Origin of the sequence: Rhizobium binae, assembly GCF_017357225.1 — a bacterium.
GTDB classification, from domain to species: Bacteria; Pseudomonadota; Alphaproteobacteria; order Rhizobiales; family Rhizobiaceae; genus Rhizobium; species Rhizobium binae.
Window position 1 is genome coordinate 185,974 of the sequence record NZ_CP071609.1, and the last position, 16,152, is coordinate 202,125.

Here is a 16,152-nt window from a genome sequence, read left to right on the forward strand (position 1 = left end):
AGGGGTCTCCGGCCGTTTTGATCCTGAAGCTCCTCTTCAAGGCCTGCCGGAAGTCGTTCAGTTCTCCCGGTGGCGAATTCGGCCCCACACTCACTTCTGCGAAACGTATGGCACCGGCGGATAGGACTTGCGCGCTCCGCCGGTCGGCCTTTCGACGAAGATGCTCGTTCTAGGCGGCATCCGTTCCTTGCTGACACTCAGAATTTGCTGATCGAGTTCCCTGTCGGCCGCCGTCAAGCGATGATGGAGACGGTGATAATCAGTCCAGGTCGGCGTGCGGAATGTTTCCAACCAACGTGAAGGCGCTTGAATATCGCGTGTGAGCATCCACTGCCGCGCGCCCACGCGGCTTTGGGCTTGCCGGCGCTTCTGCATGATATCCAGGAAGGGATCCACGTGCTCCTCGGGGATCACATACTCGGTTGTGATGAGGATCGGGCCGCTTCTTGGCTTCAGATCGAGCGCGATCGCAGGTGCGTTGAAGGCGCCAGAGGGTTCGAGCTCCGATTCAGACCGATTGCTGATCGGCAGCTTGAGCCCAAGTGCCGCCACAAGAATCGTTGCAACGCCGGACCAACCGAATGCCAGCGGCAGCGAGTAATTCTGGACGACGATACCCCAGAACCAGCTTCCCGCAGCAATCCCACCATAGGTAAAGGCACTGTAAATCGAGATCGTGCGGCCGACGATCCAGCGTGGGCTTGCCAGTTGCACGTTGACGCCAAGCCCGGACCACGCGGTCACCCAGCCGGCGCCGCCAAGAGCGAGGGAGAGGGTCGCCACCGCCAGCGAAGAGCTGAGCGCCAGGGAGATCTGACAGATGGCGCAGGCGATGCAGGCAAGCACCACCAGCCATTCCTGCGTGAGCACTCGCCTGAGCGGTGGATTCATGAGCCCCGCGAGAAGTGCACCGGCGCCGAAGCCGCCCATCATGATGCCGTAACCGATTGGCCCACCCTTGACGACATCGCGTGCGATGAGCGGCAGCAGCGCCAGGGTGGAGGTGGCGGCAAAGCCGAACAGCGTCCCGCGCACGATCGTCGACTTGATCTCCGAGGAAATGGCGGTGAACCGCAGCCCATCGTAAATCGCGGTCCTCAGCGCCTCACGGGGAAGCGGCGACGTTTGGACCTTCCAATTATTGCGCCATAAGGCGGTCAGCGGAGCGATAAAGCCGAGAGTCGTCAGTGCAAATGTGACGAGTGGCCCGAAGGCCGCAACGATGATGCCGCCAAGAGCGGGACCGACACTGCGCACCGTGTTGAAACCGACGTTGAGCAGTGTCACGGCCGCCGGCAGATGGCGGCGCTCCAAAATGTCGCCGAGCGAGGCGCGCCAGGCGGGATCGCTCAGCGCGATGCCGCAGCCGTCCAGGAAGCTGAAGGCGAGGATCAGCCATGGATCGGTGATACCGAAGGCCATAAGGATCGTCAGCATCGCGGCTGCAGCCATCATCAGGCTGCGGCCGACGATCATGACCATGCGGCGGCTGTAATTGTCGGCAATCGCTCCGACGAAGACAGCGAGAAAGAACGCCGGCAAGGTCGACGAGGCCTGGACGAGAGCAACCATCACGTCCGAGGTGGAGACCGTGGCCATGAGCCAGCCAAGCGCCACCGTCTGCATCAGCCAGCCGAGGCTCGAAAGCTGTGATGCGAAGAAGATCGAACGGAAAGTCGGATTCTTGAGCGGCGCCAGAAGCTCTACGGAGGTGTGGTCTTCATTCGCGCGCATTGGAATATTTCTCTTTCAAATGGTCGAGCATACGGCTGGTGATCGTCATTCGCTCCGCCGGCTCGCACCGCAAGCGGCGGTGACATGGCTGCCGCCGAGATAAACTCGACGACAGCCACGGCAGCGCTGCCCGGTCCACCGTGGTGTTGCCACCGCGGGCAGCGCTTCGCCTTGGGAGGCAGGCGAAAGAAAGGTGTTCGACAAAGAAGACGGCTGTCGCTGAACCAGGTTCAACGACAGCCGAGTGGACCTGCGCGGCAGGAGTTAAGGGCAGTCGCAGGTAGGGAGCCTCCTTGGGTCTATCGTGGTAATCGCTTGGCCAATAAACGTCAGCAAACGCAGAGCTGCTCCACATCCGGCGTCGCTGTTCATCGAAACCTGATCTCATCACAAGCTCACCTCATGGACGCGAAACACGCGCGATCGGCCGACTGCGGGTCCGAAGCGCGTCTGTCGTTCGCTCGATCGCAAGATCGGTCTGGGGAAGTGAGTCTCCTTTATGCAGGCTTGAGAGGAGTTGGCTGATTTCATGGTCCGCTGGCGAAAGCCTGTGATTGAGGCGAAGGAAATCCATCCAGGTTGGCGTGCGGAATGTTTCCGTCCACACCGACGGCTGGCGAAGATCTCGCTGCAGGGTCCAGTCACGTGCGCCGGCTCGGCTGACCGCGTATCTGCGCGTACGCATGTGGCCGAGAAAGATCTCGAGATCCTCCTCGGCGATGGAATAGACGGTCTTTGCCGCGATGGGACCGCTGCGGGGTTTGAGATCAAGTGCAAGTTCCGGCGCCCGAAAGTCCGAGCCGTATTGATCGCCGTCCTCTCCGAGCAGGACCGGCAATACGAAGCCGAGAGCTGCAACGAGAAACAGGGCGCCGGCGGCCAATTCGAGAGACGCTGCCAAGGAATAGGATTGGGCAACGGTGCCCCAGATCCAGCTGCCGGCTGCCATGCCGCCGGAGAGACAGGCGTAATAGATGGAGAGCGTGCGGCCGACGACCCATCGCGGGCTTGCCAGCTGGACCCAGACGTCGAAGCCGGTCCAGGTAATCACCCAGCCGGAGCCGCCAACGGCTAGCGCGAGGGTCGCCAGCACCGGCGACGACGTCAGCGCAAGTGCGAGGCAGCAGAGCGCGCAAGCGATGGCGGCAATCGCCATCAGCCATTCCTGCGGCACCAGTTTCCGCAGGTATTGATTGCTTAATCCGGCGATGCAGGCGCCGGTCCCGAAGCCGGCGAACAGAATGCCGTAGATTATGGGCCCACCCGCCAGACGGTCGCGGGCAACGAGCGGTAAAAGTGCGAGAATGGAAATCGCGGCGAGGCCAAAGAGCGTCGCGCGAATGATCGCCGCCCGGATGTCGGAGGACAACGCGGTGAAGCGCATGCCGTCGTGGATCGCCGTCGCGATCCGCTCCGGAGGCAGCGGAGACGAACGGACGTGCCACTTGTTGCGCAACACCGAACCGAGCGGCGCCAGATTGCTGAGAGCGGCAAAGACGAAGGCGGCCAGCGGACCGAGAAAGGCGAGGATCGCGCCGCCAAGAGCGGGTCCTATGCTGCGCGTCATATTGTAGCCGACCGACATCAGCGTCACTGCGGACGGAATGTCCCGCTTGTCGAGAATGTCGCCGACCGAGGCATGCCAGGCAGGGTCGTTCAGGGCAAAACCGCAGCCGGCCAGGAAACCGAGTCCAAGGATCAGCCACGGGCTGACAAAGCCAAAGCCGGCAGAAAGCGCCAGCACGATCGAAGCGAGCGCGATCAGAGACAGGCCTGCGACCATCACCGATCGGCGGCTGAAACTGTCGGCGATGGCGCCGGCGACGATCGACAGGATAAAGGCGGGAAGAGTTGTCGATGCCTGCACGAGCGCGACCATCAGATCGGAAGCAGAGATCGTGGCCATAAGCCAGCTTATGGCGACCGTTTGCACGAGCCATCCGAGATTGGCGATCTGTGTTGACGTCCAGATCGAACGAAACGCCACGTTTTGGAGTGGGGCGAACGTCGTCGAACCGGACGGGTGAAGGTCTTCGCGCTGCATGCCTGTGCTACTATCGACCTCCTAATTGTGTTGCCGCGACGGGGCGGCATATGCTGTGCTGAACGTCAAAATTTGACGAAATACGGTCAGCCGGTGCAGGAACCAGACTGGTCGCCAGCGGTTGCACCGACCTGCCTGCCCCTGTCTCACATAAGCCGAGCGCCATCGGAGGTGTTTCGCATGAGCAGAACGTAAATAAGGGTGAACAGCCGACGGGCGGTGTCGACATCTATCGCAATCTTCGAGGCGAGGCGCTCCTTCAGGAGCTCGGACGCTTCGTCGTGAATTGCGCGTCGGCCCATGTCGATCGCTTCGAATTTGGCAGCTCCCGCACACTTGAAGGCGTCGTAGTGACTATCGCAGATCAGGGTATAATCCTTGAGGATCCGTCGGAACGCGTTGAGCGACAGATGGTGACTGACCACAGGCGTTCCATTCTCCGTGACGATATGGAAGGCCAGCTTTGCGTCCGCCAATGTCAGGTTAAGACGATAGGGACCTCCGTCGTGACCGACGGGGATGAAGCTGCTGTCCTCCAAGAGGTCGTGGACGGCGATTGCGCGCTCGCGTTCGATGTGCGCGCGGGCGCTCTGTAAAGACCCATCCAGCGAGACATCGAAAAGTTGAAACCGGCTGTCTGTCATCGAGATTCTCCGAGTTGTCGTCTGTGCGTTCGTTGGGGTATCAAGTCTCCTCACGTGTTGCTGCGACGCAGCAGGATATTCTCTGCCGAACGACAAAATTCGGCGAAACGCGATGAGCCGGCGCAGGAAACCTGCGTTAATCCCATCAAAAAATTGGCTGCCGCCGGGACCCGTTCGCCGACAGCCAAGGTGCTGCCCTTGCGGGCAGACGGGAACTCTTCAATTCTCTGTGATGTTATAACATCACGGATCAGATAAGATAGCTTATGGAACACGGCGGTCATTTGGGACGTGTTGCTTTTCTGGGTTCAAACTACCGTCATGCCGCATGTTTCATAAAGAGTAATTTGGATTGTTGCATTTCCCGTTGAACACGTGAAAGGCGCGCTCGTCACTGAGTGTGATTCGCCATTGCCGGTCAATCTCGTTCCTTCTTCACTTCCAAAGACGATGACCGGATTGGTCTGCGTCGGTCCTTTCGGCATTCCACGTTTCTGGGCCACGATCTGGAGCGATGTCCTGAAGACGTCCTTAAGGCCGTCGACACGCCGCCAGCATCTTGCCGCTTTGGACCGGCTCTATGAAGCGGTTCAGCGCCAGCGTGGCAGCGACTGCCTCGATCGTCTGATCGCCGACGCCGATGCCAACGCGCTCGAAGACTGCTTGATGGGCTTCCTAGCACAGCTCCGCAACGAGGCCGCCGTCGCTGGGGTCGATAAGACCTCCACCTGGAAGTCTGCCGTCAGCTTCGTGACCGATATGCTGCGAATTGCCGGAGATGCATCTGGTATTCGCGCTTCCGACATGGAGGCCAAGCTTCTCAGGCTCGACACGCTATATCGGCAACTCGCGCCGAACCCTAAGCCACCAGCTCCGCCGATCCGTGCGCTGCCACCGATTGTGGTCGAGGATTTGTACGAAATCTTCAATCCGGATTCGCCGCGCGATCCATTCAAGACAGAGGCCTTGCGCTGGCGGAACCTGCTGATCTTCATGCTGCTATTACGTCTGGGTTTACGTCGTGGCGAGGCGGCGCTCCTGCATACCAGCTCCTTCAAGGAGGACTTCGATCCGGTTGGCGGAAAGACGGTTCATTGGCTGGATGTGGACGAAACTGACGATGATGACCCCCGCTACGAACGGCCCGGCCTCAAAACGGCGACGTCGCGTCGGCACCTTCCGCTGCCGCAGGAGATCGTTGGACTTGTTGTGCATTACAACAGCAATTACCGCGGTCGCGTGCATTATCCGCATCTCTTGATATCGCAAAAAGCCCAGCCCCTGTCGTTGCGCTCCTTTGGGAAGATGTTCGACGTTGTAACCGCCTCGCTCTCGAGCGACGCCATAAACTCACTAAAGAAGCAAGGGCTAGATGGCGTTAGCTGTCACGACCTGAGACATACCGCGGCCACCGTACGCATGAAGCGCTATCAGGATTCCGGTCTTGATTTCGATAAGGCGCAGGAGAAGCTGCGAGTGTTCTTCGGCTGGTCGAAGACATCCAATATGCCCCGCCTCTATGCCAGGGCCTACTTCGAGACCAGTCTTGCGGAGGTCTGGGACGAGAAGTTCGACCACTTTGTCGACGCCCTGAGGCGCACCGTTCCGGAGGCAGTTCGTTGAGTTCCTTTGCGCTCGGATATGGTGTTTTGGCCGAAATCAACAGCTTATCTGCAAAGCTCCCGTCGCTTCCACCGATCATCCGGTACTTCGACGACTTTTACAATGAAACGCGATCCATCCGCCCCCAGGCCAACGAAATCAGTCTTGAGTTGGATGGAGGCCGAAACTTCCTCGACTTCAACCAATTTGGGCCGGCAGCGCCAGTCGTGAAGCATGTCTTGGTAGACTGGTTGCTGCGGGTCGATCCCCATACGGTTGCGTCTTACTTTCGGCATGTTCGCAGTTACGTGCTAAGTCGAGGCTTAGGCTCCCTCACTTACCTTGTTGTGGCTCCCCCTTTCGATGCACGTGCTCACTGGAATACGTTCGTCCTCTCTGATGTCACCGCGGAGCAAAGTTGGGGACTACGGGCGCTGCTTCATTCGCTCTGTCGCCTCAACATCGGCCATTGGTCTCCTCCATTGGCCTCAATCATTCGCGGACTGAAAAGCCCTAAGGTCGACACTTACCGTGTCGTCCGCGCTGGCGACTGTTTCCTGCCACTCGATCAGCAGGCCATGATCATAAACCACATCGATGATATGCGAGCGACCCTGGCCGCCGATCCAGATGCAATGGATGGAACCGGGTTGCGCGACACCTGCATGCTGATCATGTCGTACCAGTATGCATTCCGACCTGGCCAGATTGCCCGCATCGAGACCGCCGACGTCCGGCTCTACTCGACGGGCGCGGTCCACGTCGCTGTCTCGCTGATCAAGCAAAAGGACAACAGCAAGCGTATCCGCGTCACCAGGCGGATCAAACGCGAATGGTGACCGCTGTTTAACGAGTTGGTGAAACGTCGGGAGAACGGCACGATGCAACCGGAGGAGGGGGTGCCCCCTCGCCTGCTCTTCGGCCTTACGCCACAAGGCGTCAGCCGCGCCATCATGGAGCTGACCGGGGAGTTGACGGGCGAAGCCTGGTCGCCAACCGACCTGCGGCATACGGCAGCGCAGCGTCTCGCCGACGGCGGCATCTCGCATGTCGGACTGACCGAGTTCTTAGGCCATACCAGCGACCGCATTGCCAACGTTTACTTCGACACCTCGCCCGCCCAGGCGCAGCGCATCAATGAGGCGCTGGCGATCTCGCCGATTTATTCAAACCTTGCCAAAATCGCCAAGACCAGGACCATAGACAAGGCGATGCTTCTCGGGCTGCCGTCAGATCAGCAGATCGGGGCTGTTCCCCACGGCATCCCCATTGCCGGGATCGGCGGCTGCAATCTCGGCCAGAGCTGCATCAAGAATCCGGTTCTGGCGTGTTACACCTGTTCGAGGTTCATGCCGCTTGGTGTGTCGGAAATCCATCAGGAGGTACTGGAGAGCTTGCGGCCCGTGGTGATGGAGTTCGCCGCCGCCTCCCGGTATAACCAGCAGTCCCCCGCCTACGCGCAGCTCAAGACCACCCTCGACGCGGTGCGCCGGGTCGTCGAGGCGCTCAAATCCGACAGCATGGACGAGGAGCAACCGTGAATCCGTTTTATGCGGAATACATCGCCACGGCCAAAGAGTTGGCGGATGCGCGCGGCCTCGTCTGGGACCTCGTCTGCGACGACGAGGGCAAGGTCAGCAAAGACACCCGCTGGGATCTCACTGAACTCGTGGGCATGCTGCCGCCGCCTACTTACTGGTTGGGGCAGTTGGGCGTAGATCCGGTAGCAGTCGAGAAAATCAACGAGATCAGACAAGGGATGAGCCAGGGCCCTCTTGCCCTTGGGCCGATGCCGCAGCACTGGCGGGACCTATATCAAGCGGTCTTCGTTCATAAGCTGCTCGTCGGCAAGACCAAGCCGCAAAGTGCAGAGCTGATAGCGCACGGCATCAGGAGGCTCGCCCCAGCCGCTGACGGCGCTCCGCCTTGGGCGATTACCCCTGAGCAAATCCAGCTCGCCTACAATGCAGTCTTGCGTTCTGCAAGTTCCGGAAAGCTTGCTCTGGACTTCGTCACCATGGTGAAAACCATTCTCGACCGGCAGAAGCTCGCCGACATCCCTGCCCTGGCTCGCTTTTGCATCCCATACCCCACCAACGAATCCCTTTCCGCCCAGCGCCAGGCGGAGACCCTTCGCAAGCGGCAGAATGCTCATGGTGGAAAGGAGGGTCTCCGCCGCTCGCTCGCGACAAGGAAATCGGCGGCGAAGTTGCCGGAGGAACGTGCGTTCTGGGAATTGGCGCGGATCGTGTTCACGGAAACCCCGCGCTCCTTCTCCGACGCGATCCGCTTTGCCGTGTTCAAGGTGCAGATCATCATGGGCTTCCGGATCGGCGAAGCTGTGCGCGTGCCCTTGGACTGGAAGCGATGACGCGAATATCTGGATGCCGATGGGCGACCGGCCGCAGACCGCGGCGGCTTCTCCCGCTCCCTGATGATCCGCCACTTCGCGGAAAAGCAGGACGAGGATGAGCGCGCTGAAGGCCTATCGTTTTATGAGAACACTCAGCATGTCCCGCCGATGTTTGAGGAGATCCTCATCGAGACGCTCGAGCACATCGAAAGCATCACCGCACCGCTGCGCGAGCGGCTGAAACGACAGACCGAGACGAGGCGCATCTTTCCGGAATATCCCGAGGATGCGCTGATCCCCGCTTGGGAGATGTATGTCAGGATGACGGGCAATATCGCCTTCTCCGACCCAGACATCCCGGTGAGTTTGGTTCAGAATTATCGCGAAACCTACGGTGCTGACGCCCTCGATAAGATCAGGCAGTACCAACTTGGTGGCTGCCATCGTATGCTTACCGGGTTTTGGGGGCGTGGTTCGCAACGAGGCATCCCGATAAGAAAAACATGGGGCAAGCCCATTTACGATCGGGGCGTCGATCAGGACATTGATTGGCAGTCGGCCTACGTTCGCGTGGGAGATGTCGAGCGACATGTCTGGGAAAATCGCACGACCAAGCTGTCGGACACGATGCCGACAACGATCACGGACGGTACCGTACTCTATCCGCATGAACTCATGTTGATCATGCCGGTCAGGAACGTGATCGAAGGTCGCAACAACGGCATCCTCGACACAACCCTGTATTCCGCGATTGGCCGCATCGACAGGCACACCCTGATCCGCTCGACCAGCGGGAAGGGTAGCGGCGACACCCTGTTCGAGCGGTATGGAATGACCGAAGAAGATCGCGCTCTTCGTCTTACCCCGCACTCCCTGCGACACCTTCAGAACACCGAGCTATTCCGTCTCGGCGTGGCCGATACGATCATCACCAAGAAGTTCAACCGGCGCAGCGTCCAGCAAAGCTACGTCTATGACCATCGTAGTCTCGCGGAGGACCTCACCGATATCGACCTTGCTCCGGAGGCGGAGGAGCGGCTCGGTGACAAACCTCTGCAGGTCTTCAGGCTGATCTCGGCCAACAAGGCGAGCGGTCATGTGGTCGAGGAGTTCCGCCGTGTCCAGCGCGAGTACGGCGAGGCGGCGGCCTTCGACTATCTCAATGCCGAGGCGGACGGGCTGCACGTCACGCCCTATGGCCTGTGCATCAACAGCTTCACCAGCGACCCCTGCCCCAAGCACCTCGAATGCTTCAACGGATGCCTCCACCTGGCGCGAACGGATGTCATCAGCGAGCAGGAAAACCTGCAGCGCATGCGAGACAAGTTTGCGAAGGTGATCATCACATTGGAAGCTCTGCCCGAGAACCAACGCAACGTGGGCTGGGCCAACCAGCTTACCCACGCTCGTGTCCGGTACGAAAATATCGTCAAGGCGCTCGGCACGGACGCGGGAATGCAGGTGTTTCCGGACGGCATCGACCTGTCCGTGTCGGCCGAACGGAACGCTGGCACCACAATCATCGACACCATGAAGCGCTTGAGGGACCTCGATGATTGACAAGAGCCGGCTGCTTGAGGAAATCCTGGAGGCGATGGTCGCCGATGACGAGGACATCAGCGTACGTGCGGTGTGCGGGCGCAGCGATGGCGTCTTCAGGCATGCGACCGACATCACCCGCATTGAAAGCCGCCGCGGGATGGTCGAGGCAGCGATCAAAAAGCAGAAAGCGGTCCGCTCAGTCGTCGAGCGATCCAGCAAGAAGTCCCCTGCTGAGCTGGAAAGGCTCGCAGCGATGAAGACCGCAGATATCGGTCAGTTGCAGACTGACAAGGAACTGCTGATTGCGTCGCATCGTGCCATGATCCTGGCCATCGCCGAAACGGGCGGCTTCCCGGCGTGGAAGCGGTTCTTCGAGGGATACCAGGCTGCCGTCGATCGGCTAGAAAAGATCGGCAGCCTTCCCGAGGCGAGCGTCATCAGCCTGTCGCCGCAGAGGGACGCCTGATGGCGCGAAGAACCGGCAAAAGCGGCGTCGAGATCGCCAAGGAGCATGTCGACGCTCTGATCGAGTACCTGGAACGGCACAAGGACGAGCCGCTTCCGAGATACGGTGTCGATCTGAACAAGAGCATCATCGCCAAGGAATGCGGCTTTGACCGGCAGGTCTTCCGCACCAATCCGCGTTGCGCCGAAATCCTGCGCGACGCCGACGACCGGGATCGCAAGGCGAGCCTGTCGCGGCTGGAGCAGGTCGAAGCTATCCGGGATATGAAGGCGAAGGCAGATGCCGGCCAGATGGCGCTCGAAGACGAAAACCTTCGACTGCTGGCCGAGAACGCCTCGCTTCGGCGAGAGCTCGAACGCCTGACAAGATTGAGCGCGGTGATCGCCGAGACTGGCAGGTTGCCGTGATTGGGTTCTCGAAGTCTGGTCCTCGGAGCCGCGCCGTCGTGGCCCTGAAAAGCCGTGGGGGCCGGATCGCAGTGAGCGAGGCACAGGGACCCGCGACGGCACGGCGTGGGTGGCCGCAGTGAACGGAGAGCCGAACACCATGGCAGGGGCCATTCAACGACGGGGCGGCTTCGAGGACCAGATACGGCCCCGGTCCTTGGTGAGCGTTCTGAGCAGTCGTCCTCCTGGGAGTTGGCCGTCACCTCGGTGCACACGAGCCGCTTCAGCGACCATGTGATCATCGGCCGCGACGAGAGCGGCAAGCTCCGTCGCGCACTCGCGCCGGCGAAAAGAACACCACGCGATCCGGCGATCGGTGAAACCTGGCGCGTGACTGGCGAGATGAGGCTGCATCCTGAATTTGGCCCGCAATTGCATGCGGTAGTGGCGCTCCCCCTGGTCACCAGTGGCCAGGCGATCATCCGCCATCTTGCCACAGACAAGCGCTTTCCTGGTATCGGTTGGGCGACGGCGAACAGACTTTGGGATGCGTTCGGCGACAGCCTCTATGATCGCATTCGCGATCGCGAGCCGCGGCCCTTGGCAGACGTCGTCGGCGCCGAGCGCGCTGTCGCCATCGTCGACGGCTTCGGGATGCTTAGCGACGAGGCCGAAATCTTCCGCTGGCTCGATCGCTATGGCGTCGCGCCCCGTGTCGCCGGCGCGGCGGCCCGTGTCTGGGGTCTCGGTGCGATCGAGCGGATCAAAGCCGATCCATACACCATGACGCTGCTTGAGACGTGGCGCGATGTTGATGCTCGAGCACTTCGTCTCGGCGTCGCCGTTGACGATCACAGGCGGCTTGCTGCAGCCGTCGAGGAGGCCCTCGCTATCAACTTCCGCGCTGGTCATATGGCCTGCCCTGCGCCGGTCCCAGCGGGAGGCGGTGTTCATGGCGACGTCCTGCGGTGTATGCGTCATCAGCGGCGGCGCCGGCACAGGCAAGACCACCGTCGTACGGGCGATCCTCGCTGCACTGGAAGCGTTGCGCGACGATCTTCCGCTCGCCCACCGCGGCGGGATCGAGCACCTGCAGGTGGCCTTGGCAGGACGCGCTGTGCGACGGATCAGCGAGGCCACCGGCCGTCCGGCCTGCACCCTCTCCCGACTGGTGCATGACATCGAAAACGCCGGCCGTAAGATTCGTGGTGGGACGATTATATTCGACGAGGCCTCAATGTTGGATACGCCCTCGATCTATCGGGTGCTCGTGCAATTGCCGCCCGAGGTCGACCTGATCTTCATCGGCGATCCCGGCCAACTTCCGCCGATCGGGCCGGGCCTTCCGTTCCACACGATGGTCAAAACCCAAGGCATCCCTGCCGTCACTCTGGAAATCGTGCATCGGCAGGACGATGCTACCGGCATTCCAGCCATCGCCTCCTCCATCCGTCATGGCAAACCCGTGAACCTGCGGCGGTTCGATCCGAACGTCGCGCTCTCTCCGGGCGTTTATCTCTTTCCTGCCTCGAAGGAGGACATCGCGACCAAAGCGCTGGCCGCGTTCCGCGCCATGTGTGGCCCGGCACCTGCAAACGGCATGACTTCGGCACTGCACGAGCTCGACGTGCAGATGCTCACCCAGGTGAAAAACGGACCTGCCGGTTCGAAGGAACTGAACCGCGCCATCGAGACGGAATACATGGCCTGCCAGCCCAGGATCGAGGATTGGGGCTTGAGTGCGGGCTCCAGGATCATGTGGCTCAGGAACGACTACTCAAAGGCGCCGCGGCTCGATCCGGCGGGCAATCCGGTGACCGACAAGGTCACGGGAGAGCCAATCTGCTCGGGGTTCATGAACGGCTCCCTCGGCGTGTTGAAGAAGCTCCATCCGAAAGGTGCCTGGGTCAGGTTCGACGACGGCGCCGAGGATGCAATCACTGCAGCTGATCTCGAAAAGCTGACACACGGCTGGGCGATCAGCGTGCATAAGGCGCAAGGCTCTGCCTTCCGCCGCGTCATCATTCCCGTCATTCGCTCCAGGCTACTTGACCGAACCATGCTTTACACCGCGATCACGCGGGCGATCGAGACCGTGGTGCTTGTCGGCGAGATCGATCACATCAATGAAATCGTCACCTCTGCACCGAGAAGCTTATCGCGCGTGACTGCGCTCCGTTTTGAGCTGGAATAAAGCAACAGGGTCGCAGTCCAGACGACGCAACACTGTTGGCAACCGTTGCGAAATCTTCGCCTGAGCGGAAGCAACAAATGCTGAAAAATCTGCATGCGACACCGTTCTTGAGCGACGCGAAGCGACAGCCCCCTGAGCTGCAGGGCTAAGCTTCACTCACTCACCCAGCTTCGCTTCCGAAAGGGCATTTTTTGGAACATGGCGGTCATTTTGGAAGTGTTGCGTTTCTGAACAAGCCGATCGCCTTCGAAGCCCCGTTCTTCCTGGCCCTGTAAGGATCGGGCGAAAGCGAAAAAGCAACAAACAGCCTATTTTCGATCCTGCAACAGCCAATCCTACGAGCGAGGTAGCCAAAGCATTGTCTTTCAAAGCAAATCTTTCTCTCACTCACCCAGCTTCACTGCCGAAACTGCATTACTTGGAACATGGCGGTCATTCAAGGCGCGCCATGTTGATGATCTGCCCTGTGCATATTCCCTTCATCGGAAAGACGTCCTTGACAAAGTTTCGACCTGCTCAAATCATCTGTCGAAACGTGGAGGTTGCGACATGAACAAGCTTGCGCTTTGCAGCCTTTTGACGCTGACTGCGGGGTTGATCCTCGGGCTGAACTTGTGGCTCACAAACATGCTACATGACTTGCCATTAGAGGAGCCTATCGTTGTTTGGCCAGTCCGATAGGATAGCGAGTTCTGCGGCCTCAAAACATTTTCGCTGGAAGCGAGCCTTCGCGTCAACGCCTCATACCGCGGCCGCCCGTGAAGCTCGGCGTGAAGTCAGCACTTGGCGCGGAATGCAACTCTTTTATCAGCATGCGCGATCCCGTGACCTAGATACCGATTGCTTCATAGGCCTCTGCGATCTGCCGGATGGAGGCGACATAAGCTGCGGTCCGATAGTCACCGAGCTCCGGCTGCTTCTCGATGAGATCGCAGATGCGTGCCCAGGTGCTGCGCATCACGTCTTCGAGGCCTGAGCGGACAAGATCGATCTCGGCGCCGCCTTCCAGGAACTCGTCGCGGATATCGGCGGGGAACTCTTTGCCGGTCATCCGCTCGAGCGCCGCCGCAATCGTCTGGTTGCGCCGCTCGCGCCGCCGCCGCTCCATCAAGCCGAAGGGGATATGCGTCAGGTTCTTCACCCACTCGAAATAGCTGACCACCACACCGCCGGCATTGACATAGAGATCGGGAAGAATGGTGACGCCGCGCGAGCGCAGGATCTTGTCGCCTTCAAAGGTGACGGGACCGTTGGCAGCTTCCACGACGAGGTGGGCGTTGATGCGCTCGGCGTTCTCGGCATGAATGGCATTTTCCATCGCCGCTGGAATCAGAACGTCGCAAGGCTGTTCGATGCCGGTAAAGTCGGCGGCAAAGGACTTCGCCCCGTCAAAGCCGAGGATGCTGCCGGTGCGAATCTGATGCTGCTTCAGCGCCTCGATGGCAAGTCCTTCCGTATTGGCAACATAGCCGTCGCGTTCGGCAACAACGGTGATGCGTGCGCCATCTTCTTCCGACAGGAACTTGGCGGCGTGATAGCCGACATTGCCGAAGCCCTGGATGATGACCGATGCGCCCTTGAGATCGCGGCAGCTGTTGAGAGCTTGCGTGCGGGTATCGCGAAGATAGCTCTGGATGGCGAACTGCACACCCCTGCCCGTCGCTTCCGTGCGGCCAGCAATACCACCCTTCGATAGCGGCTTGCCTGTGACGCACGCACGTGAATTGATTACCTCGGTCGGATTGGCGCGGCGGAACTCGTCCATCATCCAGGCCATCTCCCGCTCGCTTGTACCGATGTCGGGAGCTGGAACGTTCACACCGGGCCCGATCAGCCCTCGTTTATTGAGCTCCTGCGTGAAGCGTCGAGTTATGCGCTCCAGTTCCTGCGGTGTCCAATCACGCGGGTCGATTTTCAGCGCGCCCTTGGAACCACCGAAGGGCACATCAACGAGCGAGCACTTCAGCGTCATCAGTGCCGCAAGGGCCTCGACCTCCTCGGCGTCGGCATTCGAGGCATAGCGAATGCCGCCCTTCACCGGTTCGCAATGTTCGCTATGGACCGACCGCCAGCCGATGAAGCTGTACATGCGACCGCGCAGCCGCACGCCGAAACGGACCGTATAGGTCGAGTTGCACTGGATGATCCGTTCTGCCAGTCCATCGGGTAAATCCAGGAAGGACATGGCATGCCGGAAGTTTTGATCGACACTATCCAGGAAGCTGTTTGCTCGATTCATTCCGCTTGTCCCTAAAATGTTCAACCGGCTCAACCCATTCTTTCGGAGGCGTAGGAGCCTGGGCTCGGCGGAAATACAACCGTGCGATTCCCGTTGAGGAACACCCGCCGATGAATGTGGGCGTGAATGGCGCGCGCCAGAACCTGAGCTTCGACATCACGACCGAGAGACACGTAGTCCTCAGCAGACTGGGCGTGAGTGATACGCACGGTATCCTGTTCGATAATCGGCCCTTCATCGAGATCGGCCGTGACATAGTGCGCCGTCGCCCCGATTAGCTTCACGCCACGCTGATAGGCCTGCTTGTAAGGGTTTGCGCCTTTGAAGCTGGGGAGGAACGAGTGATGGATGTTGATAATGCGCCCGGACATTTTCTCGCACATCTTGTCGGAGAGAACCTGCATGTAGCGTGCGAGCACCACCAGCTCGGTGGAGGTGGACTCGACAATCTCCATGATCTTTGCTTCCGCGCGCGGCTTGTTGTCCTTCGTCACCGGGATGTGGTGGAAGGGGATATCATGATTTACAACCAGCTTCTGATAGTCGAAATGGTTTGAGATCACGCCGACAATATCAACCGGCAACGCACCGATGCGCCAACGGTAAAGCAAGTCATTCAAGCAGTGGCCAAAACGCGAAACCATCAGGAGGACTTTCATCCGCTCTGCTTGATCGTGGAGTTCGGCTTCCATCGCAAATTTTTCGGCGATCGGTTTCAAGCCTTCAGTCAACGCGCCGAGAGACTTCCCTTCTTCCGAAATGAACGACACGCGCATAAAAAAGCGGCCGGTTTCAAGGTCGTCGAACTGGGAGCTGTCTACGATGTTGCATCCCATATCCGCTAGAAACCCGGATATCGCTGCCACTATGCCGCGCTTTGCCTGGCAGGTAACGGTAAGGACAAATGTCGTCATGGTTCTCTCTCTGTCACTAATGGAAAGGGCCCCC

At 59.9% G+C, this 16,152-nt stretch carries 14 protein-coding genes and 1 pseudogene; 9 read left to right on the top strand and 6 right to left on the bottom strand.

Translation table 11 applies throughout. From position 1 onward, the window contains the following. Positions 1-90: 90 nt before the first annotated feature. The 4 genes from J2J99_RS31525 to J2J99_RS31540 form a co-directional block, all read right to left on the bottom strand. A complete protein-coding gene (locus tag J2J99_RS31525) occupies positions 91-1,734 on the bottom strand; it encodes an MFS transporter (RefSeq protein WP_168297160.1) in 1,644 nt (547 codons plus the stop codon). Between the two features lie 400 nt (positions 1,735-2,134). Further along, positions 2,135-3,778, bottom strand: a complete 1,644-nt coding sequence (locus J2J99_RS31530) for an MFS transporter (RefSeq protein WP_168297161.1) — start codon at positions 3,776-3,778, stop codon at positions 2,135-2,137. 146 nt (positions 3,779-3,924) lie between these two features. Next, the gene (locus J2J99_RS31535) at positions 3,925-4,422 is read right to left on the bottom strand and encodes a UPF0262 family protein (RefSeq protein WP_168297162.1); all 498 of its coding nucleotides are present in this window, start codon (positions 4,420-4,422) and stop codon (positions 3,925-3,927) included. 50 nt (positions 4,423-4,472) lie between these two features. After that, positions 4,473-4,706 carry a hypothetical protein gene (locus J2J99_RS31540; RefSeq protein ID WP_168297163.1) on the bottom strand — a complete coding sequence of 78 codons (234 nt, stop codon included), beginning with the start codon at positions 4,704-4,706 and terminating at the stop codon, positions 4,473-4,475. 127 nt (positions 4,707-4,833) lie between these two features. On the opposite strand from J2J99_RS31540, the gene J2J99_RS31545 reads away from it, so the two are divergent. The 9 genes and pseudogenes from J2J99_RS31545 (at position 4,834) to J2J99_RS34385 (ending at position 12,965) form a co-directional block, all read left to right on the top strand. Beyond that, the gene (locus J2J99_RS31545) at positions 4,834-6,045 is read left to right on the top strand and encodes a site-specific integrase (RefSeq protein WP_246638571.1); all 1,212 of its coding nucleotides are present in this window, start codon (positions 4,834-4,836) and stop codon (positions 6,043-6,045) included. Further along, on the top strand, positions 6,042-6,863 hold the full coding sequence (locus J2J99_RS34360; RefSeq protein WP_246638570.1) for a hypothetical protein: 822 nt from the start codon (positions 6,042-6,044) through the stop codon (positions 6,861-6,863). The genes J2J99_RS31545 and J2J99_RS34360 overlap by 4 nt, the downstream gene beginning before the upstream one ends. 42 nt (positions 6,864-6,905) lie before the next feature. After that, positions 6,906-7,565: a tyrosine-type recombinase/integrase gene (locus J2J99_RS34365; protein WP_246638569.1), complete on the top strand. Its 660-nt coding sequence runs from the start codon at positions 6,906-6,908 to the stop codon at positions 7,563-7,565. Continuing rightward, positions 7,562-8,395, top strand: a complete 834-nt coding sequence (locus J2J99_RS34370; RefSeq protein WP_168297165.1) for a hypothetical protein — start codon at positions 7,562-7,564, stop codon at positions 8,393-8,395. Before J2J99_RS34365 ends, J2J99_RS34370 begins: the two co-directional genes overlap by 4 nt. A gap of 63 nt (positions 8,396-8,458) precedes the next feature. Next, complete coding sequence (locus J2J99_RS34375; protein ID WP_168297141.1) at positions 8,459-9,937, top strand: hypothetical protein; 1,479 nt, start codon at positions 8,459-8,461, stop codon at positions 9,935-9,937. A 34-nt stretch (positions 9,938-9,971) separates the two neighbouring features. Then, complete coding sequence (locus J2J99_RS31560) at positions 9,972-10,385, top strand: hypothetical protein (RefSeq protein WP_246638568.1); 414 nt, start codon at positions 9,972-9,974, stop codon at positions 10,383-10,385. Beyond that, the gene (locus tag J2J99_RS31565; RefSeq protein WP_168297167.1) at positions 10,385-10,792 is read left to right on the top strand and encodes a 26S proteasome regulatory subunit family protein; all 408 of its coding nucleotides are present in this window, start codon (positions 10,385-10,387) and stop codon (positions 10,790-10,792) included. The genes J2J99_RS31560 and J2J99_RS31565 overlap by 1 nt, the downstream gene beginning before the upstream one ends. Before the next feature lie 633 nt (positions 10,793-11,425). Further along, positions 11,426-11,626, top strand: a pseudogene (locus J2J99_RS34380) (helix-hairpin-helix domain-containing protein); the annotation flags it as partial. 97 nt (positions 11,627-11,723) lie between these two features. Continuing rightward, a complete protein-coding gene (locus J2J99_RS34385; protein ID WP_246735363.1) occupies positions 11,724-12,965 on the top strand; it encodes an ATP-dependent DNA helicase in 1,242 nt (413 codons plus the stop codon). A gap of 829 nt (positions 12,966-13,794) precedes the next feature. On the opposite strand, the gene J2J99_RS31575 is transcribed toward J2J99_RS34385, so the two are convergent. Then, positions 13,795-15,150, bottom strand: a complete 1,356-nt coding sequence (locus J2J99_RS31575; protein ID WP_246638576.1) for a Glu/Leu/Phe/Val family dehydrogenase — start codon at positions 15,148-15,150, stop codon at positions 13,795-13,797. Positions 15,151-15,233: 83 nt separating this feature from the next. Next, entirely contained in the window at positions 15,234-16,118 is an 885-nt protein-coding gene (gene purU / locus J2J99_RS31580) for a formyltetrahydrofolate deformylase (RefSeq protein WP_168297169.1), read from the bottom strand. Positions 16,119-16,152 lie beyond the last annotated feature (34 nt).